The following is a 23444-nucleotide window of genomic DNA, read 5'->3' as shown; positions in this document are numbered from 1 at the left end:
CCCTATTGATTTGAGGAGGTTTAGGCCGCGACGGGTGCTGTTTTGGGCACCGTCCCGAGCCGTTTTTCCAGCCGTAAAGCCAGCCGAGAAAGGGGAAAGCAAAGCGCGAAATAGATCAGCGCCATTAGCGGATAGATGATAAAAGGCTCTGTGCCTTCAACCGGCGCATTGGCCCACCGTTTGCCAATGCTCATCAAGTCAGAGAATCCGATGATGTAGGCTAGTGAGGTGCCTTTGATGATCTGCACCAAGAACCCGACAGTTGGCGCAATCGATACCCGAAAGGCTTGTGGCAGGATGACCAGCCGCAGCGTCTGCAAGAACCGCAGTCCAAGTGCTTCTGCGCCTTCCCACTGCCCGTCAGGCAGGCTTTGGATTGCGCCGCGCCAGACTTCGGCCAGATACGCGCTGCTATACAGGGTCAGTGCCAAACTTGCGGCGACCCAGATGTTGACCTGAACACCGATCAGGCGCGGCACACCAAGCCCGAAAAGAAACAAAAGCATGAGCAAAGGTGCTGACTGGAAAAACCAGATGTAGCACTGGGCTACGAAACGTGCCGTTTTAACCGGCATGATCCGCAAGACGGTGATGCAAGCTGCCACGATCCCGCCACCGACAAATGCAATCAATGACAAATAGATGGTGAACTGCGTCGCAAAAAGCAGCTGAAACAGCACCACGCCTTGCGGCTCTCCGAATATGGAAACGAACAGGTCCTTCATCGGGCGGCCTGCCACGTAAAGAGGTATCGCTGTAGCCCCACGAGAAGCAGCTTAAAACCCAGTGAAATCGTGATGTAGAGCAGTGTCAGGGTAAAGAAGACCTCGAATGTGCGGAACGTTCTGCTGTCGATGAACTTGCCTGCCTGCGTCAGGTCATTCACGCCGATTTCTGAAATCACGCCGGTCGTCAGAAACAAAAAGATGAACTGGCTGGCAAGCGAGGGATACATTTTGGCAACTGCTTGCGGCAGAATTATCTTGATGAAAATCAACATGTTGCTCAGGCCTAGCGCTGCTGCAGCCTCGCGTTGGCCGTCAGAGACGGTGCCATATCCTGCCCGTAGAATTTCCGAAAAATAGGCCGAAAAATTCAGGGTCAGTGCCAAAAGGGCATGTGCCCAGAAAGGCCATTGATACCCCAAGAGCATCGGCAGGCCAAACGCAACAAAGAACAACTGGACGATCAAGGGCGTGTTGCGAATGAACTCAACATAGCAGGTGGCGACGGTTTCGAGGTAGCGGATTTGCGCGAAGCGTACGCCGGATAAAAACAAGGCAAACGCAAAGCCGATAAAGGCTGCAGCTAAGGTAAGCACGATGCTAAATGCAGCACCTTCCAACAGTAGAAAGACGTACTCGCTGCGCCGATAAATCTCAAAAAACCTTAATTCCATAGTTGGGACGGAGCAGCATTAACATCTCTTTTAATAGACCTAAGCCCCAACCGCAGTGAGCATTCAAAGCCTGTGAGCAAAGAAGAGGCGGTTTCTTTGGTCATTGCACAGAAATATTGCACAGCGATATTGATCAATGCGGAACTGATAGCTCAGGTTTCCTGAGAAAAGAAAAGGCGACGCACCAGGAGGATAGTGCGCCGCCAAAACTCTACGCTGATCCAAGGGAGGAGGTTTGGACCCGCGTTACATCCTAATTGAGCGCGGTCGCCAAGTTTTTCAACTGCAAATGCTGCATTGCAGCAATGCATTTTCTGCAAAGCAGCGATCGCCTGTTTTTTAGGCATATTTTTTAAGATTTGAATTCTTTGAGAGCTCTTGTTAACCAACACACCTGCAGTGTTTGGCCTTAACACTGCCAGGCTCCGCAGTCTCCGTTATCTGGGAGGAGACCGTCGCAGACCGCGGAGCCATTTCCAACTTTGCGTTAGCAGTAGTGGCTCGGGTAGCATGAATACAACGCTGCACGCGGTCACAGACACCAGCGGACGTCCGATCCGTTTCTTCATCACCGCAGCCCAATGTGACCGATTATACTGGCGCTGATAAAACAAAACGGCAGCCCTTCGAGTGTTTGCGCGGCAGAATAGATAGTTGATGTCCGCTGCGAAGTGCACATATGACTGCTCTGGGCCCTTTGCGGTGATCTGTAGCGTTTGCGGCATCGGTCACATTGGGCTCAGACCTGCCGTTCGCTGCAAAGGCCATCAAGGTCCGCTATGGGCCGTTCGCGACCATGAACGAAGAGGGAAGCGGCCCGATTGCTGCGCCATGCACATGTCGACACTAAGGGCGGAATCCGGACTTTCGCTGCGGCTTGGACAGAGGTCTGCTGTGCGGGATAAAACGGACTTTAACATCAAGCAAAGCAATGACTGCTTTGGGTTGGGAACCATCAGTTTAGGGATATAACTTTTTGAACAAAGACAACTGATCCTTGTCTTCGCTCCTATTTCTCTTTTTGGATGTGGGCTTCCGGCTTCCCAGCTTTTGAAACACAGCATCGGCCGACAGGCGGAATTCTTGGCCTTTGCGAATAGCGGCAATCGTTTGTTTCGCCGTTCTTGCAGCGATCACATGATCAACAATCGGCGCAGGGTAGTCGTGGCCAAGTTCAAAATCACGGTCGTCAATCAATGTCTTCTCCCACTTCCAAGGCTCGTGAATAAACTCATCCGGAACGTTCTCTAATTCTGGCACCCAATTTCGAATGAACCCGCCCGTTGAGTCATGCTCCAAAGACTGTTTGATGGGATTATACACACGCATCGTATTGATACCCGTGACACCTGATTGCATTTGGAGTTGGCTGTAGTGAATCCCTGGCTCATAGTCGGTGAATAATCGCGCTAAGTGATGTCCAGTTACACGCCAATCCAACCACAGTTGATAGCTGGCAAAACTCACCAACATGGCTCGCATTCGGAAGGTAATCCAACCTTCCGCTATCAAGCTGCGCATGCAAGCATCAATGAAAGGGTACCCCGTTTGCCCTGTTGTCCATGCTAGATAATGGGCCTGATTGTGGTCATGCTCGCGCAATCCTTCGAATGCCGGATGCATACAACGCGTTTCGATTTCTGGCTGATCCTCAATTTTCTGAATAAAGTGACAGCGCCATGCAAGTCGTGATCCGAATGCGCTCAGATTCCGCCCAAAGCTCTTCTTTTCTATTGAAGAAAGTTGGGTGCGGCGTTTGGCAATAGAATGCACGACCTCACGAACCGATAGCGATCCCCATGCAAGGTGCGTTGAAAGCCTTGAGCAATGAACTTCGGACAAGATGGGTGCTGAGATGTGGTAGAGATATTTTTGAGAGCGATGATTTAGGAAGCTGCGCAAGTCAGTGACCGCCGCTATCCGACCGCCTTTTTGGACCTTGCCGGTTGGTTTATTCCCAAACATCTTGTCATCATTATCTGGCAGTATTTCAGAGCCGCAACCCAGTGTTGGGACAAGGCTATCTGGCTTTGCGTGTATGTTTTCAGCCATGCGGGCGTTTCTCGTTTTAGACCAGTCATTGCGACTGCGCAGTCTCCGTACAACTCCGTTCGTGGGAAACTCATGAAGCGCGATATTATTCGCCAAACAGAGTTTCTCGACCGCGACATCTCGCTCATAAGTCCAAGAGTTTCCCGTTTCTTCATGCGCATACATGTCGCTGATGCGGTAGCGCGTGTGAAGCTTATCGATGACATCAACGGCCTCACCAATTTCAATGATCAGCGGTTGGCCCAAACCAGTTAAAGCTGTGTTCAGATCGACCAGACAATCACGGATGAAATGCCAATGCCGACGTGATGCAAAAGGCTGCTGCCAATACTCCGGTTCAACAATATAAAGTGGTATGATTGGGGCGTTCGACTGAGAGGCTGCCAACAAAGGAGCGTGGTCATTGATCCTAAGATCACGTTTGAACCAAACGATGCTGGGCGCATGTGACATTAGAATTTGGCCTTTTGATTAGTTGATGCCTATTTATAGACTTCTCTGCGTTCTCCAAAATCGCGCACCCGTTTGCGCCAAGTCTTGTAGCTGCTGCTTTTAAGCTCATGGCGCATCAGCGTTTTCACTTGTTTGTCGCTGATCCCATATTGAGCCTTAATATCTGCAAAGCTGACGTGATCCGACAGCGCCATTTCTATGATTTCGCTGATATGTTCTGGTGGCAGGTTTGTTGTTTTTCTCATAGGCGTGACTTAGTCGGATGCCCCCCAAAGACAAGTAGGGTTAGTTTTTTTGCTTATGCATCCGCAAGTCCGAGGTCGGTAAGGATGGTTGGGATTTTCTTTTTCAATTTGAAAAACCCCTTAGTGGCGTGAGGCCATGTGAGTGTGTCATAGGCGCGCTGTTTTTGATGCAGTTGAATCCCGACAGACCTGAGCGCATCACGAGTTGCTTCTAACTGTGTCGCGGTGGGACCGATAGGAGCGTACGGGGTAACAACTTGAGTTACGCCAGCGCGTTCAGCCGCCTCAATGATGACTGTGCTCCAGTTAGTGGCGGAAGTAACGGTGCAGCCTACACTCAATCGTGCAATGGCATCTTCAACAGCGCCCTTTTTGAACGCATGTATTCGATCGCTCTGGTTTGGCTCGGCGGCAAGAACCAGACCCAGCACTCCGGAAGGTGTACCAGAAATGGAGTTTTCAACCCTACAGTCTTCGGGCGTGACCAACATCAGAAAGTCATCCTGCGGTGTCGGCTGTGGTGGAGAATGCGAAACGAACGGATGATCAAAGCTCTCGGTTAAGGGCTCAGCAATCAGCGCCAATTCACCAACGGGGTCAAACCGGCCATCGGTGTAATTTGCGATGTTTGAGGGGCGCGCCAGGTATGTTTTCCCTTTGGTGTGCAACCCGCCAATCCAGCGCCAGCTGAGCGTGTTTGCCGCGGGATCACCATCAATGAGATGACGTAGGAAAAAGTCTGCTCCCAACTCCCACGGCAAGCGCAGTGTGAATATCCAGATCGAAGCGAACCACATTCTCGCATGATTGTGCAAATAACCGGTCGCCTTGAGTTCGTCACACCATTGGTCAAAACACGCTATGCCAGTGCGTCCCGCCATCGCGTCGTCACAATCTGTCTTTCGGTGAATGTCGCTTTCAACAGCATTCAACGCATCCTGAAGACCGCTTTGGTAACGGTGCCAAACACTTGGGTGTTGCTCTAGCCATCCTTTGAAATAACCGCGCCAAAACACTTCTTGGATGAACTTCATCGCCACTGCAGGGCTATGGCGCGCGAGCGTGTGAGTGAGCACCTCTTCTTCGGTGATCAGCCTGTGACGGATCCAAGGAGAGAGCGAGGAGACCGAATTGCGATAAGCCGGACCATAATCATAATTGCGTTGAGATGCGTAATGCGCGCCAGTCCGCGAGGCGAATTTGTCCAATCGCTCAAGGCCTGCTGTCAATCCCGGAGTAAAATCGGTCAGCGTCCCGGAGAGAAATTGGCCAATTTGTCAGCTCCTTGGCTTCAGTTGGGTTTGTTCAGGCTGTGCGGTTTCGGCTTTGGTTCAGCCGATAGCTTTCACCATTCATCTCCAGGATATGGACGTGGTGTGTCAGGCGGTCGAGGATGGCACCCGTGAGGCGTTCTGATCCGAAGACCTCTGTCCATTCATCGAACGGCAGGTTGGATGTGATGATGATGGAGCCGCGTTCATATCGTTGACTGATCACTTCGAACAGCAACTCGGCCCCGGTCTTGGAGAGTGGCACGAACCCAAGTTCGTCAATGATCAGCAAATCTTGGGCTGCTAGTTGTTTTTGGTGTCGTTGCAGTCGGCGTTCGTCAACTGCCTCGATCATTTCATGAACCAGTGCAGCGGCTGTGGTGAAACGTACCTTCAAGCCCTTTTGGCAAGCTGCCAGTCCAAGGCCGAGAGCAACATGTGTTTTACCGGTCCCACTTGGTCCTAGCGCGATAACGTTTTGACGCTTTGCGGTGTACTCGCAGCGGGCCAATTCCATCACCAGCACCTTGTTCAGTGACGGGATCGTTTTGAAGTCAAAGCTATCCAGGCTCTTGGTTGCCGGAAACTTCGCGGCTTTGATACGCCGCTCTACCATCCGTCGCTCACGTTCGATCAGCTCCAGCTCACACAAGCGCAGGAGATATTGGACATGATCCTTGTTCTCTGCGGCGCATTGTTGGGCCTGTTTGGTGTATTCGCTTTGGAAGGTTGGCAGCCGAAGTTTGGTCAGGTGATGCCTGAGCAGAACCTGCGGTGTATCAGTAACAGTATCGTTCATGCGGCCACCTCGGACAACAGCACGGCATAGCTGGAAGGCTTTGTCGTCTCAACCACCGCTTTCGGCAGATAAGGATAGATATCGAGATCAAGCCTAGGCGGACGACGCTCAATCCGGCAAAGGATCAGATGCTTGATCGCATCGTAGCCAAGTGCGCCCAGGTCCAAGGCTTGTTTGATTGCAGCATGAACGTGCTCCATCTCGAAGGTTTCCAATAGTCGCAAGATCTGAACATATTCGCGCTTCCCCGCCTTACCCATGCGGGCTTCCAACAATCGATGAAGGGTCGTGAACGCATCGGGCAGATCCCAACCCTGCAAGGGTGCCGCCTGGTCGAGAGCACCAACCTTCTGCTCCAACAATGGCAAGTAATGCATCGGGTCGAAAATCATATCTGCCTTCTCGTAAGATCGTCGATGTCGGGCGACAATCTCGGTCCCACAGCCGATCACGACCTCATGGACATAGCCGCGTACCTGAACCTCATGATGGGCAAAGGCGACAGGGACGGAGTAATCGTTATTGCGATAACGGATCATCGATATTGAAGTTGCCCGAGTACTGACCTTATCACACGCATCGTAAGGTGTTGGGGGCAATGCCATCAACGCGTCCAGGTCTCGTAGCAACCGTTCACCAATACTCTCACTATGCCCGCGAACAACATCGTCCTGACGCTTCAAACATTGTTCCTCCAACCAGGCGTTCAAAGCATCAAAACTATCGAACCGGGGAGCAGGGATTAGGAAGTTCCTCCGTCCGTAGCCAATGACACCTTCGACATTACCTTTGTCGTTACCTTTACCAGGGCGGCCAAACCGGTCCTCAAACAGATAATGCGATTGTAGTTCCGAGAAAGTTCTGGTCCGGATCCGCTTGCCTCCTCCCAAGATCTTTGCAACCGCTATCACGGTGTTATCGTACAGTGCCGACAAGGGCACACCACCGAAGAACGCAAACGCAGCGTTGTGACCATCACAGAAGGCTTCTGTCGTTTCTGCCGGATATGCCTTCATGAAGAACGCATCCGAATGCGGCAACGATATCGCAATGTAATGCAGCTTTCGTTCAACACCACCAATCACACCAAGGGTCTCGCCAAAATCGACCTGAGCATGGCCAGGGGTGTGAACCAGAGGAACAAACACCTCTTGGGTACGTCGCTGCTTCTCACGAACATAGTCCGTGACGATGGTGATCCCGCCAGTGAACCCATGTTCATCACGCAATCGCGCATGAATACGTTTGGCTGTGTGGCGTTGCTTTTTGATGACCCGTTTATCGTCTTTCAGGATCTGATCAATTATCCCAATGAACGGATCCAACTTCGGACGAACTGGCGCGGTCGTTCTTTGATAACCCGGCGGAACCGAATGCTTCAAAATCTTCGCCACTGTTTTGCGGTCAATCCCAAACAGACGGGCCGCCTCACTATTGTTCTTACCTTCGACATGGCACGCACGGCGCACCCGACTGTACAAATCCACAGAATACATCTTCCCCACCCGTTGCTCGACAGCACCAGATGTTAGATTGCGGAATTTTACTCCGCGACGGTCAGATTACCCAACCATTTCCATGGCCATTTTGTCTCCGGGATTCACACGCAGCGAATGTCTCCTATGACGGGCCGCACTGCGGCATCATGACTGGCGGGCGAATGGCAGCTTTGGGCCGTTCGCGACGTTGGTGGGCGAGTGATTGGGCCCAATTTCTGCACCATGCACATTTCAACTAAAAGGGTCTCAAAGCGGGCTTTCGCTGCGGTCTGGACCAGCGACTGCTATGCGGGACTTAGCTGCCATCAAGTACCGAACGGCGAATGTCCGTTTTGTAGATGACAGTGTCTGCGCCTAGTCGAAAATACTATCGAGATTTCCGATAATACTGATGAGCAAGGCCACGCCACAAATCAGGATCGCCAACCAGAACACATAATGCATAACAAGCGCTGAAACGCCGATACCAACGGCCATAAATGAAAGCCGGTGTGGTTCGTTTCGGTATAATCCTATGCCGCCAAGAACTACCGCAATACCCGCCACACATAGCGCGGCAATTGTAATGAACTGACTATAGTCTTGGGGCGGCGGAGTGGGTTTTGGGGCTGGCTCCCGTGCCAATGCACGCGCGGCTGATTGCTTAATTTCTGCTGCAATCTCACCAATGACAGTACCGCTACTCTTCTCTTGCGGCTCAAAAAATGCAGAGAGTTGTATGAGAATAACCACAAGACTTGCAATTCCCAGCATGAACCCAGCCAACCCAAATTTAGCAGGCCGATCTTTGATTGTCAGTTCCATCGGACTACTCTTTCGTCGTTCCAAAGCGTTCAGATAAATGACCGGGATGGCCAAATTATGGCATCTGAACCCAGACTGTTTCCCAGTTGGGTTCACGCATTAACTTTTATAAAGCGCAAAGGCAGCCACTGGGGGCGAACGCAGCATCATTCTCAATGGGTTCTCAACTGCCATTCGCTGCGGCTTGATCGAAGGTCCGCATTGGGCCGTTCGCGACGTTGGTGGGCGAGTGATTTGGCCCAATTTCTGCACCATGCACATTTTAACTAAAAGGGCGGATTGCGGACTTTCGCTGCGCTTTGCATAGAGGTCTGCTGTGCGGGACAAAACCGACATTCGACCTGGCCGCACCAAAGACCGCTTTTAGAAAGCAGTCAAATGGTGTGGCTCGACTTTGTTCTGCTACTGCGAACAACTATTCAGGTTTATCGGAAGTGCGGATGTTGCAACTTCTGTGTCTGCTGTCGTTTCCAAATGATCCAGAAGGTCGTGAAAGTTGTTTCCGGCGACATCCTCAAGCTCAGTGCTGGCATGAACAACGAGTTCGCTTTGGGTCCACGCGTCATTTGGGGTGAAGCTCCAAGAAGTTTCGCCTTCACCAACATGAACCGTCCCATCTACGATTTGACCATCTCCAGCCGCTACTTGAATGTCCTTGCTCAAAAGATGGCGATCAAAGGGGCGGTCAAAAGCGATGTACAACGAATCTGTTGTTCCAACACATGGCACTGTTGCTTGCCAAAGGCTCACATCTGGTCGTTCTCGAAGGGCTAATGAAACCGAAAACGTTCTGGAAAAAGGGGGTAAAACTGAAGCCCCATCTGCTGATGGCCAACCGCCGTCGACAGATAACGTATAGAGTTGCCCCGCGCGCAAGGCAGGGCCGAGTTCCACATTGGTTGCTACTTCACGCTTGATACGACCAGGATCAATCAGCACTGTCAGCCGCGTTCTTTCTTCATTCCAAAGTTCCTGTTTGAACCGCATGAAGGCCGCATTATCGACGTTGCCCGCTGCATCGCGAAGCTTGATATAGTCGAAGGCAACTTGAGGCGACATCGGTGTCGAGAAATGAATGTAGAACCGAAGCACATTTTCAGGCAGTATGTCGCCGCTTGGGTAGGTGGCGGTGACCAAAGCATCAACCGCGAGACCATCGGGCGGAATGGAGAATGAGACGAAGTCGTCATTTGCCTCGGGTATCCGAATACGCGCGACATAGTCTTGGCCCGTTTCAAACCCAAAGGCAGGCAAAAACGTGAGGGCATCATCGGTCCGTGTGTATTGACCAGTAATTGCTATGCGACCCTCGCAGCAGGATTCAGCGGGGCCCACAAAAACTTCAAGCAGTTCCGAGGGACGCACCTGCGCCCAATGGATGCCGACCAAAGGTAAGATTACCGGCTCTGCCCCATCTTGCGGTAGCGTCAAATCCTGTGATTGCGCAGCTGAACTCATCATATTCACCAATAGGAAGGTCGCCACATATTTGGCGACCCCGTTGTTTATATCTTGTATCATGTTTCTCACTGCGTCCGCGTTGGATCTGGCGCATAATCAGGGAAGTCAAACTCCGCTTTCATGTTGTGAATTCGGTTGGGGAACCACGTTGGGTTGGTATCGAGGTTCAGGCTACCCGTGTAGAGATCGCGGGTGATCGAAGCCAACATGCCCTCGCCGACCTGTGTCATGTGCATCGACATCCCGTCGAACATGACTGCTTCACCCACCGGGCCATAGGGCATCACGGGATGCAGATCGAGCTTGCCGCCGCGCTCAAAGTCGTTGTGATCGACGACTTTCGCGTCTTGCAGCCCGGAGATCGGGATGACCTGCGGCGAGCGGCTGTCATTGGTCACCAACAACATCGTTTGATCCTGCATCTGGAACGGGATCATATCCAGCGGCTGGCCGTTACCATAGTCCATGATCGTGTTGGCAGCGATCTTCGCCCCGTCTTGAATGTCCTCCAGCGGCACCAGCACGATTGGGCTGCAGGTATAGGCGGCTACCAACTGCGGTTTTCCGTCGATCTCTTGCACGGACATGGCCCGGATAGGGGCGCGGCTCTCATACTGGTCATGGGTAATATGATACATCTCAACATTTGTGATGCCTTGGCTTCCATCGAACGGAAACGGCATCCGGCGCAGCGAAGACAAGAAGTTGTCATGGGCCACACCAGCAACGAAAAGCTCCCCCTCGTAATATTCCATGTCCATGATTGCGAGTGTGCGCAGCGGGATTTCACCCTTGGCGATGTCCCGTGTTAACGGTGGCATCGGACCCATCCCACGAACGCCAAACGTAGTCTCGCCTTCGGGGAATTCCATCAAGCCTTGTTTTTGGAAGTCAAACGAGGCGAGATCTACAAGGCTAATCTGTTGATCCTGTGTCACTTGGATAATTGCGGGCCGCGAAGCAGAACTGCCGATACGCGTCACCGAGATGTAAAGGTCTTGGGTGATCGGGTGGGATGCCATGTCATTGAGTTCGATGGCATGGACACCGACACCAAGCAGTTCAGCGATTTTCGCATCGATGTTGGCAATCGAGCTTGGCATGATCTGCTCTGGACCACCCGTTGCAGGCATGTCGAAAGCGTAGATGGCACCATTGTAGTTATCGCCCACAAAAAGCGTTCCGTCCTCGGCAAATTCAAGAGCACCAGCGAACTTGATATCCAATGATGTGTCAGCAAGAGCGCTGGTTCCGATCAGCAACGCCACTGAAAGTGTTATGGCAAACTTGTTTTGTTTCGACATGTTGGTCTCCCGTTTGGTGTTTGCGTCGACGGCGTGTTGACGCATAAGTACTGGTATTGTACTGATCAGTAGATAATAATGCTGCGCAAGATGAGTCAAGGAGTTTTATACTGAATGGTAGAAAACAGTAAGAAACGCAGTCCAGGTAGACCGCGAAAATTCGATGAAGATGAAGTGCTGGACAAGGCGATCGACGTATTTTGGGAGCTCGGATATGAGGCCTCGGATACAGAGACGCTCGCCAAACGTACGGGCCTGACAAAACCAAGCCTTTACAATGCCTTTGGGGCTAAGGAAGACCTGTTCGTGGCGGCCATTAATCGATACCGGCAAACGCGATCAAAGGCGTCCTTGGATGCCATGGCAAAAGCTGACACGCCCAGCGAAGGGATACGGGATTACTTCATCAACCTTGCAAACAATGTCGCTTCGCCCAATCACCCATCCGGCTGCCTGATCTTGTCCATCGCTATGCCCTTGATGGATCGGCTGCCCAAAGTCGCAGCGGTCTTGAATACGGCACCCAAGGAAAGCTACGCGCGTATGTCTGCCTATTTCGAGGAACAGATCGAAAAGAATAGCTTGCCCAAAAATTTCGACGCTCACGCCGCGATTTCCCTGATCATGGACTTGGGTGCCGCGATGATCATGCAAGCGCGCGCCGGAGCGCCATTGGAGGCACTTAAGATCAAGGCAATTCGTAACACCGATCTTGTTTTGATCACCGGCCAGGGGTCCCTACGATAAGGAAGCTCAACGCCCGGTTGTGGGTCAACAGCGGGAAAATTATGAACTAATCCCTCCCTTGTCAGACATTGGTCTGCCCCATCGGAGGGTTTTTTAAACACGTGGCACTTGTATAGCACCGCTAGCCCAACGAGTCAGCTTTGGCTCAAAGCCGTCATTCGCTGCGACCGCCTCCGATGACTGCTATGCGGGACAAAACCGCCGTTGACTGTAAAAGACGCGACCGCCGCTTCCGGCCCTTAGCGGACCTTGATGGCCTTTGCCGCGAACGACAGGAATGAGCCCTTTGTGACCAATGCTGCATCACACACATGTTCGCGAAAAGACGGAGAGCCTCCGTTCGCTGCGATTAGTACGAAGGTCCGCATTGCAGACACAGTCTCGACTAAATTTCTTGAGCCCGCCGCCGCACCAGCCCGAATGGTTAACACGCATAGAGCGTGTGTCTCCCCTGTCAAAACGGTGGCGATGACCAGCCCGTTGCTACTGAGTTTCTTCTAACCGGACACCCCACCCCCCACCGCCTTTGGCGGTGGGGGGTGGGGTTGAGCTCTAACCTGCGATGCAGAAAAACTGGCCACATAGCTATGAATGCTTGTTAGGTGCGCAAAACAGGATCATGCATCATAGAAGTTTCCACCAGGGAAATGCTGCAGCAAGGGTATTTGATGGACCATTTCGGGCGTTTTCTTTTGGCGCGGCCATATTGGTTGGTCGTCGTCGTTTTGATTGCACTCGTCGGTCTTCCGGCGGCTATTTGGCTTGATCTGCGCAACCTGTCGGATGAAACGCTTCGTCGGCAGGCAAGCAGCTTAAATGGTATCATCACATCAGTACGGTCATATTATGCGACGAACGTAGTGTCGCGGGTGGTGAATTCCGATACTGAAACTCAGGCACTGCACAATTATCTTGATGTGAATGGGGCAATCCCGATCCCGGCAACGCTTTCGCTCGAACTTGGAGCGGAGATCGGGTCGGCTGAGGGAGATGTTGAGTATCGCTTTGTCTCGGATTACGCATTCGCCAACCGTCCTCCACATAGGCTCGATGAGTTCGAACGCAGTGCGTTGTTCCAATTTCGTGCCGAGCCGCAGGGACCGCAATTCATTGTAAATTCAACAGGAAATGTATGGAACCGCGAGATAACTCTGGCGACGCCAGTGGTTATGGAAGGGGGATGCGTCAGCTGCCACAATTCCCATGCCGAGAGCCCTAAGACGGATTGGATCGTTGGTGACGTCCGCGCATTGCAAACCGTTACTGTGCGTCAGCCCGTGGCCCTCAACCTATGGTCATTTAAGTGGCTTCTGCTCTATTTTGCGGCCGCCGGAACCATGGGTCTTTTCTTTGCTGCTATGCAGTACAAGCTTGCTGGCAGTTTCAGCCGGATGAACGATGAGCTGACCGCAAACAACGAGTTTTTGGCTGGCATATCGTTGAAGATTTCCAAGTACCTTTCACCGCAAGTCTACAAATCGATCTTTTCAGGAGAGAAAGACGCTTCGATTTCTACCGAACGGAAAAAACTGACGGTTTTCTTTTCTGACATTAAAGACTTCACGGCCACGACGGAACGTATGCAGCCAGAAGAGTTAACCGCTCTCCTAAATGAATATTTCACTGAAATGTCCCACATCGCCGAAGCCCATGGCGCAACCATCGACAAGTTCATCGGTGACGCGATTGTTGCGTTCTTTGGTGACCCAGAGACGAAAGGTGCCACCGAAGACGCGCGTGCCTGCGTGCGCATGGCATTGGATATGCAGCGACGGTTGACGGATTTGGGCGAAGTATGGAACCAGAAAGGACTTGAACATCCGTTCAAAGCGCGAATGGGGATCAACACAGGATTTTGTAACGTTGGCAATTTTGGCTCTGACGAGCGGATGGATTACACGATCATTGGTGCCGAGGCGAACTTGGCCGCAAGATTGGAAAGCATCGCAGAACCAGGCGGTATCGTTCTGAGTTACGAGACCTACGCTCATGTCCGCGATATCATTGAGGCAGAGCCATTGGAGGCTGTTCAATTCAAAGGCATCGCGCGCGAAATTATACCCTACCACATCAAAAAAGTGCAGGTTCCCGAAATTAAAACTCGTAAGGTCCTGCAGGTAGAAGAAGGAAGCAAGCTGACGGTAGATTTGGCGTCCTTTGATGAACCAACGCGCGCGGCGCTGCGCGCGACCATCCAGGATGCCCTAATCAAAGTTCAGCCACCTGAAACGGCTTGGTAACGAGATTTTGTTGCTTGGTTCTGTGGTGTCATATCTGGACAGATCCGGCTACGCACAAAAACAAACGATCAAGTATTTTTTGCATGAAATGCTAAGAAACGAACAACCCGTTCCAAACCCAATAGCACTTTCTGATTGAAGCTGAAAAATGAACTCTGACCAACGCAATCACGGTCGCTCTGGGCTCGAACTGGTCATTCGCAGCATCTTGCATCAGGGTCAGGTTTGGTACGAAGAGGGGCCTTGAACGCATGGCATCCAGCGGCAGCTTTGTCCCGCACAGCAGACCTCTATGCAAAGCGCAGCGAAAGTCCGGTCTCCGCCCTTAGTACCAAAATCTACATGCCGCAGCATTGGTCAATAAGGGCTCTAAGCCGACCTTCGCTGCGGGATACATCAAGGACTGCTATTGCGAGACAAAGCTGCCGTTGGTTGTCATGTCCGTAATGCCGGCTGTTAGCCTGTAGCCGATACACGAAGATGGGTAGCCCTGTCCGAAATCTTGGTGTTGAGGCTGAAGATCCGCTTGCTATCATAGCCTTCAATGTGGAGCGTTGAATCCAAATGGTCAGTTGATCAAAGTAAGTCAGCGGTGTTTTCCATCGCCGCCAACGTATGCTCCAGCCCCTTGCGCACATGCTCTTCAAGGATGCTCACCGCAGTCGTCACGTCGCGCGCCAATGCGGCTTCCAGCATCATGCGGTGCTCGTTGGTTGCAACATCGCCGCGGTATGTGAGAACAAGCAACTGATACCGCAGATACTTGTCAAATATTGTACCATGCAAGGACAGCAGGTTTCGCGATTGGCATCCGCTAATCAAGGCTTGATGAAACTCCCAATCGTACCGCTTCCAAAGTTCTTTTTGCGATTGATCCCCTGCAACCATCTTTTGCTCGATCAGATGAAGTTTGTGATGCGCGGCAACAAGGTTGCCTTCCCACTCCGTGTCACCCGAGGCGATTGAGGTCTCAAGAGCGGAGCATTCCAAAAGGATGCGCAGTTTTGCAACCTCGATTAGATCCTTCTTTGAAACAGGCTCAACGAAAAAGCCCCGCTGCTCTTCGGCGACAACAAATCCCTCGCTCGCCAGCCGGTTCAATATTTCGCGCAAGGTTGACACACTTGCCGCATAGCGTGCGCGTAAGCTGTCGAGCTTGAGCTTTGAGCCGGGTGCCAGTGCGCCAAAAATAATATCGCGTTTTATGCGCTCGTAGGTGCTGGAGCCAACTGTGCTGGAAGTGCGGGACATGGTGATTTGATCCGATGAGTTGCCATCTGATCATACCAAGAATCTAAGAGATTTCTCAATCCCTATAAAAATCCTCTTTTTTATAAAACATCATACATTATTGCTAACTTCATAATTTATGATACCGTCGACATATAGTGGGGACAGAATCAAAGTGGCTCAGCCTGTAAAAATTGCAGTAGTCGGTGCAGGCCTTGTTGGGCTCAGGCACATCGATGCGATTTCCCAATTGAAAGCTGCCAGCCTTGTTGCAGTGGTTGAGCCGTCCGGGGCGCAGTTTGGCGAAACGCCCGTTTATTCTGATCTAAATGCTCTATTTGACGCTCATGACATTGACGGAGTGGTCTTATCCACGCCCACTCCCTTGCATCTTGATGGCGCGCAATGCTGCCTTCAACACGGCGTTCCGGTGTTGGTGGAAAAACCATTGGCCGCTTCAGTCTCCGAGGCAGCGCAGATCGTGCGTGCGAGTGATGATGCCGAGGTTCCCGTGCTTGTGGGTCACCACCGTCGCCACAATCCGCTGATCCAGAAGGCTGCCTCGCTTATCAAATCGAGAGCTATTGGCGATGTCCGTGCGGCACAGGCCACATGTTGGTTCTATAAACCCGACGACTATTTCGACACGGCTCCTTGGCGTAAGCAACACGGCGCGGGGCCGATCTCTGTCAATCTTGTCCACGACGTCGATCTCATGCGCTATCTGTGCGGAGAAGTCGTATTGGTTCAGGCACAAATGGCACCGTCACGGCGTGGATTTGAGAACGAAGACCTTGCTGCAGCCGTTCTACGCTTCGAGAGCGGTGCAATCTGCACAATCACTGTGTCTGACAGTATCGCCGCCCCGTGGAGCTGGGAGATGACCTCAGCCGAATATCCCGTATATCCCTTTACGGATCAGTCTTGTTATCTGATCGGCGGCTCCGAGGGGTCCCTTTCAGTCCCTGATATGCGCCTATGGCGGCATGACGGGGAGAATTCGTGGTGGAACTCAATCTCTGCCACCACCATGCCCCGCGCGTTCTCAAACCCACTTGTCAACCAAATCGCTCATTTTGCAGATGTAATCCGAGGTACGGTAAAGCCGCTTGTCAGTGCCCGCGAAGGGTTACGCACAATGCAGGTTATTGAAGCGATCCAAACGGCTGCAGTTAACCAGACGACCGTGCATATCGACCCGCACCTAGCGGAGTTTCCAACTGCCGCCGAGTAACGACATCCAATTGCTTGTTCTTGCACTGCAATACCAAGCGACCATGTATAACCGCCCAAAACAGGGCACAAAAGTCTGGGAGGACACTTATGACCAAGAAATTTACACGCCGCCTGGCGCTTGCTACGATGATTGCAGTGGGGTCATTCGCCTCTACAGCCGCTTTCGCAGATGGCCACCAAATCAAGCTTCGGATGTCTACCTCTGGCTCAGAGACCGACCAGCGCTCTGTGGCGATGGCTGAAGTTTTTGGCCCAGCAGTATCAGGTTTTGCTGCCTATGAACCAAGCTACAACGCGACCTTGTTTGCACAGGGCACTGAGCTTGAGGCGATCAGTCGTGGCAATCTTGAGATGTCGATCACTTCCGCTCAAGAGCTGGCGCAATTCTTTCCCGAATTCTCGATCTTTACGGCGGGATATGTGCATCAGGATGCCGCCCATCAGGTCGCTGTGTTCAACGACCCTCTGATGGACGCATTCAAAGCAAAAGCCGAAGAAGAGCTGGGTGTGAAGCTCCTCTCGGTGATGTATTTGGGCCGTCGCCAAGTGAACCTACGTCAGACCAAAGACGAACTAACAGTCACAACACCTGCCGATTTGGCCGGTGTGAATCTGCGGATGCCCGGCACGGACGCGTGGCAGTTCCTTGGTAAAGCCCTTGGTGCTGCACCGACGCCGATGTCCTTCTCCGAGGTCTATACAGCGCTTTCGACGGGGGCCGTAGACGGTCAAGACAACCCGCTGCCTACTGTTGTCGATGCGAAGTTCTATGAGGTAACCAACCAGATCGTTCTGACATCCCATCTTGTCGACTTAAACTACATCGCGATGTCGGCAGAGGTGTTCAATGGCCTTACTGCGGAGCAGCAAACGGCACTGCAAGCCGCAGCAGATGCGGCAGCAGAGTCCGGCCGTCAAGCACAGCTTCAGAAAGAAGCCGACCTCGTTTCGTTCCTCGAAGAGCAAGGCATGTCGATTTACGAGCCTGATGTTGCGGCCTTCCGCGATGCCGTGCAGTCTGCTTATCTGACAAGTGAATTTGCGGCGACATGGCCTGAAGGTGTGCTGGATAAGATAAATGCACTCGGCAATTAATCTGAAAATGTAAGACAAGCAGGGGAGCGACAATGAGACAAGTTTTCAAGTGGCTCCCCCGCATCGCAGAAGCAATCGCAGCCTTTATGCTGGCGTCTATTTTCCTGACGTTCCTGTTGCAGATCGGGTCTCGCTACCTTCCCAAAGTAGTGGACGGTCTTGGCCTAACCAAGACCCTGCCGATGCTTGCGGCCGTTGAGCCGCTGGGCTGGACGCTTGAGTTGATCGGTATTCTCTGGGTTTGGGTCATTTTCTTTAGTTGCGCCTTTGTGGTGCGCGAACGGGACCATGTCAGGTTTGACATCGTGTATCTCGTTGTGCCGCGTAAAGTGCGTCGCATCTTCGCCATGGCAGCAGCCTTGGCGATTGTTTGCGGCATGATCTATGCGTTTCTACCAACTTGGGATTACATCGATTGGATGCGCAGACGCGGGACGTCCACAGTACGCAATCCGTTTTCTGGCGACAAAATCCCTCTACGCTCCGTTTTCTCGATCTATGCAATCTTCATGATCGCCATCGCTATACGCTATGCGTGGCTGTTTATCGACGTTTGGCGGAACGGCCCTCCCAAAACCGAACTCGAGTTGATCTTGGAAGCCGAAGGCAAGGAGAAGCCATGAGTTTTGAACTTGCAGCCTGTCTTGTGACCCTCTTTGTGCTAGCCGGTATCGGCACGCCAATCGGTTATTCAATCATGCTCGCCTCGATTGCCTACCTTGGCTTTGCAGGCCTTGATACCGCACTGGCAGGAGAAAAAATCCTTCAGGGGTTTTACCAGAGTGCAATCCTGCTCGCGGTGCCTTTGTTCATTGTCGCTGCGAATATAATGAACGCAGGCTCGATCACGGACCGTCTTTTGAACTTTTGCGTGGCGGCGGTCGGACGGTTCAAGGGCGGGCTTGGCCATGTGAATGTAGTGGCCTCACTCATCTTTTCGGGCATGTCCGGGTCAGCCGTGGCGGATGCGGCAGGAATTGGAAAGATCATCATTTCAATGATGACGCGGGACGGGCGCTATAGCCGTGGCTACGCTGCGGCGATCACAGCGGCCTCTGCCACTATCGGGCCGATCATCCCACCCTCGATCCCCATGGTGCTCTATGCACTGGTCTCCAAGGCATCTATTGGCGCGCTGTTTTTGGCAGGTATCTTGCCGGGCTTGATGATGGGGGCCGTACTGATGATCATGAATGGCTATTTGGCCCGTAAGCGCGGTTTTGCGCTTGAAGAGCCGGTGCCCCTGCGCGAGTTACCCCGCAAGACTGCGAATGCGTTTCCTGCGCTTTTGATGCCAGTCATCTTGCTATACGGCATTTATGGCGGTGTCACGACGCCGACCGAAGCTGCGGCGGTTGCGGCATTCTATGCACTTTTATTAGCGATGCTATTCTATCGCGCACTCTCGTTGCGTGGGCTGTATCACGTGTTCGTGGACAGCGCCCGGTCGTCCGCCTCGGTGGGGATCGTCATTGGTGGGGCGTTCATCCTCAACTACATCGTGATCACCGAACAAATTCCACAAGCGATATTGGCGATGTTGGATGGAATGGACGTGCATCCGCTACTGTTCCTTCTGGCCGTTAACGTATTGATTTTGCTATTGGGCTGCGTGCTGGATGCTACGACAATCATCCTTGTGATCGTTCCGTTGTTCATTCCGACATGCGAAGCGCTTGGCATTGATCTGGTTCATTTTGGCGTGTTGGTTGTGGTCAATTCGATGATTGGTTTGATCACCCCGCCTTACGGGATTTTGCTATTTGTCATCAATGCGGTGACCGACATTCCTCTGCGGGAGATTATTTCAGAAATCTGGGCATTCCTTGCGGTGCTTATAATTGCCTTGATGGTGATGATGGTCTCCCCCGATCTGGTTTTATGGCTACCCCGGCTCATGGGCCATAACGGCTAATCACCACCTGAAAGGAACTTTACATGAAGAACCCTACAAACCTGTTCAAGGCAGCATTGAAAGAGCGTCGCCATCAGCTTGGGATCTGGAACACGATTGGTGGGAATACCGTTCCCGAACTATTGGGCGGTGCCGGGTTCGACTGGGTGCTGGTTGACTGCGAACATGCGGCAATCGAAACGGTTGAGGTGCTGCCCGCTTTGCAAGCGATCGCTACGTCCCCAAAGGTCTCGGCGATTGTGCGCCCTGCAGATAATGACGCGACCTTGTTCAAGCGCATTCTTGATATGGGTGCCCAGAGTTTGCTTGTACCTTATGTACAGACGGTAGCTGAGGCCGAGAATGCGGTTGCTGCACTGCGGTATGGTCCGCACGGGGTGCGCGGAATGGCAGGAATGACCCGTGCGACACGTTACGGCAAAGTGGACGACTATTTCGCTGTTGCATATGATGAAATGTGCCTAATTCTGCAGATCGAAACCGTGCAAGGGTTAAAAAACCTCGAAGCGATTGCCACTACTGAAGGCGTTGATGCAATCTTTATTGGTCCCGCCGATTTGAGCGCCAGTATGGGGCTGCCGGGTCAAATGGATCACCCGGATGTTGTTGCTGCAATCCATGATGCGATTGAGCGTTTGCAGAAATTGAATGTACCTGTTGGCTTGATGGCCTTGGATCCCGTGGCGGCAAAAGACTATATTGCGCGCGGCGTTGCATTTACCGCAGTTGGCGTTGATCTGGTCATGCTGGCAGACGCGGCACAAGACCTGCGGCAGAGCTTTGATTCACCTAAATGACGAAACAGCTCAAGCTTGGCTTGATCGGCGATAATATTGCCATGTCCCAGTCGCCCAAACTCCATCAACTTGCCGGACTGCAGTCTGGTATTCCTGTTAGCTATACCCGTCTTGTGCCCAAGGACATGGGTCTGTCGTTTGAAGCCCTGTTCTCGGGGCTGCGCCAAGAAGGGTATCACGGGGTAAACGTGACCTATCCTTACAAAGAACGTGCAGCAGGACTAGTCACCGTGGCCAACCCGCTAGTGAGGGCCATCGGTGCGGTCAATACGGTCGTCCTCGCTGGTGCGACCCCGCATGGGTATAACACAGACTACAGTGGCTTCATTCACGCATATCGGACGGTGCGTGGGAATGCGGCACTGGGGAAAGTTGTATTGATCGGCGCGGGCGGTGTCGGCAAGGCAATTGCCTTTGCTCTCTTGACCCTCGGCACGACCGAAATCGTCTGCGTTGATCTTGAGCGGGAAAAAGCGCGCGCTTTGGCAAATGCTTTGGTGGCAACGGGGACAAGCTGCTTAGTAACGATTGCACGCCGCGTGGAAGACGCGGTTGAGGCAGCGGATGGGATCATCAATTGCACCCCATTGGGAATGGTTGGCATTGGTGGCACCCCATTGAACGCCGCACTGATGGCAGGAGCCAATTGGGTCTTTGATGCCGTCTACACCCCCGTTCAGACACAGTTTCTACAAGACGCTCAGGCGGTGGGGCTTACAGCCATTTCCGGTTACGCGCTATTCTTCGGGCAAGGTATCGACGCATGGCGATTATTTTCCGGCACTGAACCTGACGTTGCAGCCTTGCGCGCAGCCCTTACTGGAGACACCTCATGAAAACGTCGATTGCAACTGTCTCCATCTCCGGCAGCTTGCCCGAAAAGCTCGAAGCGATAGCCGCAGCAGGCTATGATGGTATTGAGATATTCGAGCAAGATTTCATCACCCATGATGGCAGCTCGCGCGATGTGGGCAACCTCATCCGATCCCTCGGATTGGAGATCACCCTGTTCCAGCCGTTTCGCGATTTCGAGGGTCTGCCAGAGCCATTGCGCGCCAAGGCTTTTGATCGCGCCGAGCAAAAATTTGACCTGATGCAAGAGCTTGGCACCGATCTGGTGCTAATCTGTTCGTCTTGCCACCCCGCTGCCCTTGGGGGAATTGATCGTGCGGCAGAGGATTTTCAGGCGCTGGGTGAACGTGCTGCAAAGCGCGGCTTGCGTGTGGGATATGAGGCCCTGGCATGGGGAAAACACGTTAACGACCACCGCGATGCATGGGAAATCGTGCGCCGCGCGGATCATGAAAATGTAGGGATCATCCTTGATAGTTTCCATACTTTGGCACGCAAAACTGACCCAGATACGGTCCGCCGTATCCCCGGGGATAAGATATTCTTTGTTCAGCTCGCCGATGCGCCATTGATCGATATGGATCTACTCTATTGGTCACGCCATTTTAGAAATATGCCTGGTGAAGGGGATTTGCAGATTACGCAGTTCATGCAGGCGGTGATGGCGGCGGGCTATAGTGGCCCGATCAGCTTGGAGATTTTCAATGATCAATTTCGCGGCGGCAGTGCGCGTGCGATCGCAAAAGATGGCTATCGTTCGCTCGTTTCACTGATGGGTGACGTGCAGCAGGCGGAACCTTCTTTGCACATCGATATGCCGGCCATCCCACCGCGCCGAAAGGTGAATGGCGTCTCTTTCATCGAGTTTGCCACCCGCGGCGATGAGGGCACTCAGCTGGAAGCCGCGCTGGCGTCGCTCGGGTTCATGTGCTCTGGTCGCCACATTTCCAAGGCGTTGACGCTGTGGACTAGCGGCGACATTCGCATTGTAATCAACCGCGAGACGACCGGTTACGCAAGCAGCGCCTACAATGCACACGGCACAACTGTCTGTGATATTGGTTTAAGCGTTGACGACGCCACGATGACTGTAGCACGTGCAACCCACTTGGGGGCCTCACTCTTCTCTCAGCCCACCGGACCTGGTGAGTTGGACATCCCTGCGATCCGCGGTTTAAGCGGTAGTGTGCTACATTTCATCGACAACGACAGCGGGTTAGCTGAAGTGTGGGACGTTGAATTTTCCTCGACGGGGACGGCTGGCACTGGAGCAGGACTAGCTCGGATCGACCACCTTGCTCAGACCATGAGCTATGATGAAATGCTGAGCTGGTCACTGTTCTATTCCACCCTGTTCAAAATGGACCGATCCCCCATAGTAGATGTAATTGATCCGGACGGGTTGGTCCGCAGCCAAGCAATGGAAACGGAGTCAGGCACATTCCGCATGACGTTGAATGGGGCTGAATCCCATCGCACCATGGCGGGGAGCTTTTTGGCGGATAGTTTCGGGGCCTCTGTCCAACATATTGCAATTGCAACTGATGACATTTTCGCCACCTGCGATGCCTTGACCGCTACCGGCTTTGAACCCCTGAGAATGCCCTCGAATTACTACGCCGACCTCAACACGCGCTTCGATCTGTCCGCTATTGCCCTGGACAAGCTAAAGGCCCGAAATATCCTGTATGACGAGGACGTAAACGGCGCATTTTTCCAACTGTATTCCCGCCCTTTTGCTGGGGGTATGTTTTTTGAGATCGTAGAAAGGCGTGATGGATATGCAGGCTATGGCGCACCTAACGCCCCGTTTCGCATCGCCGCACAGAAACGTTTGTTGCGCCCCAAGGGCTTGCCAAAGGTTTAGGGCAAACGACAATAAAGCCACCGATAATGACGTCAAAATCTTTGAAAGCGTCGACGCCAGTGACTTAGGGTGACAGATGGGCCACCGCAAATGGATCACGGCTCTACGATGAAACGTATCTTTGGTGCCAAGGCATACTTTGAATCCTGGCCCTAAAGCTCAAATGCCACAAAATTAG

Annotated in this window: 20 protein-coding genes and 1 pseudogene; 10 read left to right on the top strand and 11 right to left on the bottom strand. The window is 52.6% G+C overall.

What is annotated here, in order from left to right; all coding sequences use genetic code 11:
- Positions 1 to 20: 20 nt before the first annotated feature.
- Both C1J03_RS17040 and C1J03_RS17035 read right to left on the bottom strand, forming a co-directional pair.
- Positions 21 to 725 (bottom strand): amino acid ABC transporter permease, encoded by a 705-nt coding sequence (locus C1J03_RS17040; protein WP_114887675.1) that lies wholly within the window; start codon positions 723 to 725, stop codon positions 21 to 23.
- Positions 722 to 1399, bottom strand: a complete 678-nt coding sequence (locus C1J03_RS17035; RefSeq protein ID WP_114887674.1) for an amino acid ABC transporter permease — start codon at positions 1397 to 1399, stop codon at positions 722 to 724. Before C1J03_RS17035 ends, C1J03_RS17040 begins: the two co-directional genes overlap by 4 nt.
- Positions 1400 to 1903: 504 nt before the next feature.
- Between C1J03_RS17035 and C1J03_RS17025 the strand changes: the two are divergent.
- Positions 1904 to 2003 (top strand): annotated as a pseudogene (locus C1J03_RS17025) (IS5/IS1182 family transposase); the annotation flags it as partial.
- Between the two features lie 356 nt (positions 2004 to 2359).
- On the opposite strand, the gene C1J03_RS17020 reads toward C1J03_RS17025, so the two are convergent.
- From C1J03_RS17020 to C1J03_RS16980, 8 genes are all read right to left on the bottom strand, one after another.
- Entirely contained in the window at positions 2360 to 3904 is a 1545-nt protein-coding gene (locus tag C1J03_RS17020) for an FAD-binding domain-containing protein (RefSeq protein ID WP_114887672.1), read from the bottom strand.
- 29 nt (positions 3905 to 3933) lie between these two features.
- Positions 3934 to 4149, bottom strand: a complete 216-nt coding sequence (locus tag C1J03_RS17015) for a TIGR03643 family protein (RefSeq protein ID WP_114887671.1) — start codon at positions 4147 to 4149, stop codon at positions 3934 to 3936.
- A gap of 53 nt (positions 4150 to 4202) precedes the next feature.
- The gene (locus C1J03_RS17010) at positions 4203 to 5357 is read right to left on the bottom strand and encodes an FAD-binding domain-containing protein (RefSeq protein ID WP_254694079.1); all 1155 of its coding nucleotides are present in this window, start codon (positions 5355 to 5357) and stop codon (positions 4203 to 4205) included.
- A 97-nt stretch (positions 5358 to 5454) separates the two neighbouring features.
- Positions 5455 to 6219 carry an IS21-like element helper ATPase IstB gene (gene istB, locus C1J03_RS17005; protein ID WP_114882482.1) on the bottom strand — a complete coding sequence of 255 codons (765 nt, stop codon included), beginning with the start codon at positions 6217 to 6219 and terminating at the stop codon, positions 5455 to 5457.
- Positions 6216 to 7715 carry an IS21 family transposase gene (gene istA / locus C1J03_RS17000; RefSeq protein ID WP_114882484.1) on the bottom strand — a complete coding sequence of 500 codons (1500 nt, stop codon included), beginning with the start codon at positions 7713 to 7715 and terminating at the stop codon, positions 6216 to 6218. The genes istB and istA overlap by 4 nt, the downstream gene beginning before the upstream one ends.
- 357 nt (positions 7716 to 8072) lie before the next feature.
- Positions 8073 to 8522: a hypothetical protein gene (locus C1J03_RS16995; RefSeq protein ID WP_114887669.1), complete on the bottom strand. Its 450-nt coding sequence runs from the start codon at positions 8520 to 8522 to the stop codon at positions 8073 to 8075.
- Positions 8523 to 8924: 402 nt separating this feature from the next.
- A complete protein-coding gene (locus C1J03_RS16985) occupies positions 8925 to 10043 on the bottom strand; it encodes a hypothetical protein (protein WP_114887667.1) in 1119 nt (372 codons plus the stop codon).
- Positions 10044 to 10048: 5 nt separating this feature from the next.
- The gene (locus tag C1J03_RS16980) at positions 10049 to 11287 is read right to left on the bottom strand and encodes a hypothetical protein (RefSeq protein WP_162798574.1); all 1239 of its coding nucleotides are present in this window, start codon (positions 11285 to 11287) and stop codon (positions 10049 to 10051) included.
- A 114-nt stretch (positions 11288 to 11401) separates the two neighbouring features.
- On the opposite strand from C1J03_RS16980, the gene C1J03_RS16975 reads away from it, so the two are divergent.
- Together C1J03_RS16975 and C1J03_RS16970 are read left to right on the top strand one after the other, a co-directional pair.
- Positions 11402 to 12034 carry a TetR/AcrR family transcriptional regulator gene (locus tag C1J03_RS16975; RefSeq protein WP_114887665.1) on the top strand — a complete coding sequence of 211 codons (633 nt, stop codon included), beginning with the start codon at positions 11402 to 11404 and terminating at the stop codon, positions 12032 to 12034.
- Positions 12035 to 12702: 668 nt separating this feature from the next.
- Entirely contained in the window at positions 12703 to 14274 is a 1572-nt protein-coding gene (locus C1J03_RS16970) for an adenylate/guanylate cyclase domain-containing protein (RefSeq protein WP_114889058.1), read from the top strand.
- A 576-nt stretch (positions 14275 to 14850) separates the two neighbouring features.
- On the opposite strand, the gene C1J03_RS16965 is transcribed toward C1J03_RS16970, so the two are convergent.
- Entirely contained in the window at positions 14851 to 15525 is a 675-nt protein-coding gene (locus tag C1J03_RS16965) for a GntR family transcriptional regulator (RefSeq protein WP_114887664.1), read from the bottom strand.
- Between the two features lie 154 nt (positions 15526 to 15679).
- On the opposite strand from C1J03_RS16965, the gene C1J03_RS16960 reads away from it, so the two are divergent.
- The 7 genes from C1J03_RS16960 (at position 15680) to C1J03_RS16930 (ending at position 23266) form a co-directional block, all read left to right on the top strand.
- On the top strand, positions 15680 to 16738 hold the full coding sequence (locus C1J03_RS16960; protein ID WP_114887663.1) for a Gfo/Idh/MocA family protein: 1059 nt from the start codon (positions 15680 to 15682) through the stop codon (positions 16736 to 16738).
- Between the two features lie 89 nt (positions 16739 to 16827).
- On the top strand, positions 16828 to 17835 hold the full coding sequence (gene dctP / locus C1J03_RS16955) for a TRAP transporter substrate-binding protein DctP (protein ID WP_114887662.1): 1008 nt from the start codon (positions 16828 to 16830) through the stop codon (positions 17833 to 17835).
- A 32-nt stretch (positions 17836 to 17867) separates the two neighbouring features.
- Positions 17868 to 18458 (top strand): TRAP transporter small permease, encoded by a 591-nt coding sequence (locus C1J03_RS16950; protein WP_114887661.1) that lies wholly within the window; start codon positions 17868 to 17870, stop codon positions 18456 to 18458.
- On the top strand, positions 18455 to 19750 hold the full coding sequence (locus C1J03_RS16945; RefSeq protein WP_114887660.1) for a TRAP transporter large permease: 1296 nt from the start codon (positions 18455 to 18457) through the stop codon (positions 19748 to 19750). Before C1J03_RS16950 ends, C1J03_RS16945 begins: the two co-directional genes overlap by 4 nt.
- A gap of 23 nt (positions 19751 to 19773) precedes the next feature.
- Positions 19774 to 20547 carry an HpcH/HpaI aldolase family protein gene (locus tag C1J03_RS16940; RefSeq protein WP_114887659.1) on the top strand — a complete coding sequence of 258 codons (774 nt, stop codon included), beginning with the start codon at positions 19774 to 19776 and terminating at the stop codon, positions 20545 to 20547.
- On the top strand, positions 20544 to 21383 hold the full coding sequence (locus tag C1J03_RS16935; protein ID WP_114887658.1) for a shikimate dehydrogenase family protein: 840 nt from the start codon (positions 20544 to 20546) through the stop codon (positions 21381 to 21383). The genes C1J03_RS16940 and C1J03_RS16935 overlap by 4 nt, the downstream gene beginning before the upstream one ends.
- Positions 21380 to 23266 carry a bifunctional sugar phosphate isomerase/epimerase/4-hydroxyphenylpyruvate dioxygenase family protein gene (locus C1J03_RS16930; RefSeq protein ID WP_114887657.1) on the top strand — a complete coding sequence of 629 codons (1887 nt, stop codon included), beginning with the start codon at positions 21380 to 21382 and terminating at the stop codon, positions 23264 to 23266. The genes C1J03_RS16935 and C1J03_RS16930 overlap by 4 nt, the downstream gene beginning before the upstream one ends.
- Positions 23267 to 23444: the final 178 nt, after the last annotated feature.

Origin of the sequence: Sulfitobacter sp. SK012, assembly GCF_003352085.1 — a bacterium.
In the GTDB taxonomy this organism is placed as follows: Bacteria; Pseudomonadota; Alphaproteobacteria; order Rhodobacterales; family Rhodobacteraceae; genus Sulfitobacter.
This window is presented reverse-complemented; position numbering and strand designations above follow the sequence as displayed.

What these genes read in the sequence shown, in the direction of transcription:
- C1J03_RS17040 (WP_114887675.1), bottom strand. Translation starts at nt 725, where the DNA reads ATGAAGGACCTGTTCGTTTCCATATTCGGAGAGCCGCAAGGCGTGGTG.
- C1J03_RS17035 (WP_114887674.1), bottom strand. Translation starts at nt 1,399, where the DNA reads ATGGAATTAAGGTTTTTTGAGATTTATCGGCGCAGCGAGTACGTCTTT.
- C1J03_RS17020 (WP_114887672.1), bottom strand. Translation starts at nt 3,904, where the DNA reads ATGTCACATGCGCCCAGCATCGTTTGGTTCAAACGTGATCTTAGGATC.
- C1J03_RS17015 (WP_114887671.1), bottom strand. Translation starts at nt 4,149, where the DNA reads ATGAGAAAAACAACAAACCTGCCACCAGAACATATCAGCGAAATCATA.
- istB (WP_114882482.1), bottom strand. Translation starts at nt 6,219, where the DNA reads ATGAACGATACTGTTACTGATACACCGCAGGTTCTGCTCAGGCATCAC.
- istA (WP_114882484.1), bottom strand. Translation starts at nt 7,715, where the DNA reads ATGTATTCTGTGGATTTGTACAGTCGGGTGCGCCGTGCGTGCCATGTC.
- C1J03_RS16995 (WP_114887669.1), bottom strand. Translation starts at nt 8,522, where the DNA reads ATGGAACTGACAATCAAAGATCGGCCTGCTAAATTTGGGTTGGCTGGG.
- C1J03_RS16985 (WP_114887667.1), bottom strand. Translation starts at nt 10,043, where the DNA reads ATGATACAAGATATAAACAACGGGGTCGCCAAATATGTGGCGACCTTC.
- C1J03_RS16980 (WP_162798574.1), bottom strand. Translation starts at nt 11,287, where the DNA reads ATGTCGAAACAAAACAAGTTTGCCATAACACTTTCAGTGGCGTTGCTG.
- C1J03_RS16975 (WP_114887665.1), top strand. Translation starts at nt 11,402, where the DNA reads ATGGTAGAAAACAGTAAGAAACGCAGTCCAGGTAGACCGCGAAAATTC.
- C1J03_RS16970 (WP_114889058.1), top strand. Translation starts at nt 12,703, where the DNA reads ATGGACCATTTCGGGCGTTTTCTTTTGGCGCGGCCATATTGGTTGGTC.
- C1J03_RS16965 (WP_114887664.1), bottom strand. Translation starts at nt 15,525, where the DNA reads ATGTCCCGCACTTCCAGCACAGTTGGCTCCAGCACCTACGAGCGCATA.
- dctP (WP_114887662.1), top strand. Translation starts at nt 16,828, where the DNA reads ATGACCAAGAAATTTACACGCCGCCTGGCGCTTGCTACGATGATTGCA.
- C1J03_RS16950 (WP_114887661.1), top strand. Translation starts at nt 17,868, where the DNA reads ATGAGACAAGTTTTCAAGTGGCTCCCCCGCATCGCAGAAGCAATCGCA.
- C1J03_RS16945 (WP_114887660.1), top strand. Translation starts at nt 18,455, where the DNA reads ATGAGTTTTGAACTTGCAGCCTGTCTTGTGACCCTCTTTGTGCTAGCC.
- C1J03_RS16940 (WP_114887659.1), top strand. Translation starts at nt 19,774, where the DNA reads ATGAAGAACCCTACAAACCTGTTCAAGGCAGCATTGAAAGAGCGTCGC.
- C1J03_RS16935 (WP_114887658.1), top strand. Translation starts at nt 20,544, where the DNA reads ATGACGAAACAGCTCAAGCTTGGCTTGATCGGCGATAATATTGCCATG.
- C1J03_RS16930 (WP_114887657.1), top strand. Translation starts at nt 21,380, where the DNA reads ATGAAAACGTCGATTGCAACTGTCTCCATCTCCGGCAGCTTGCCCGAA.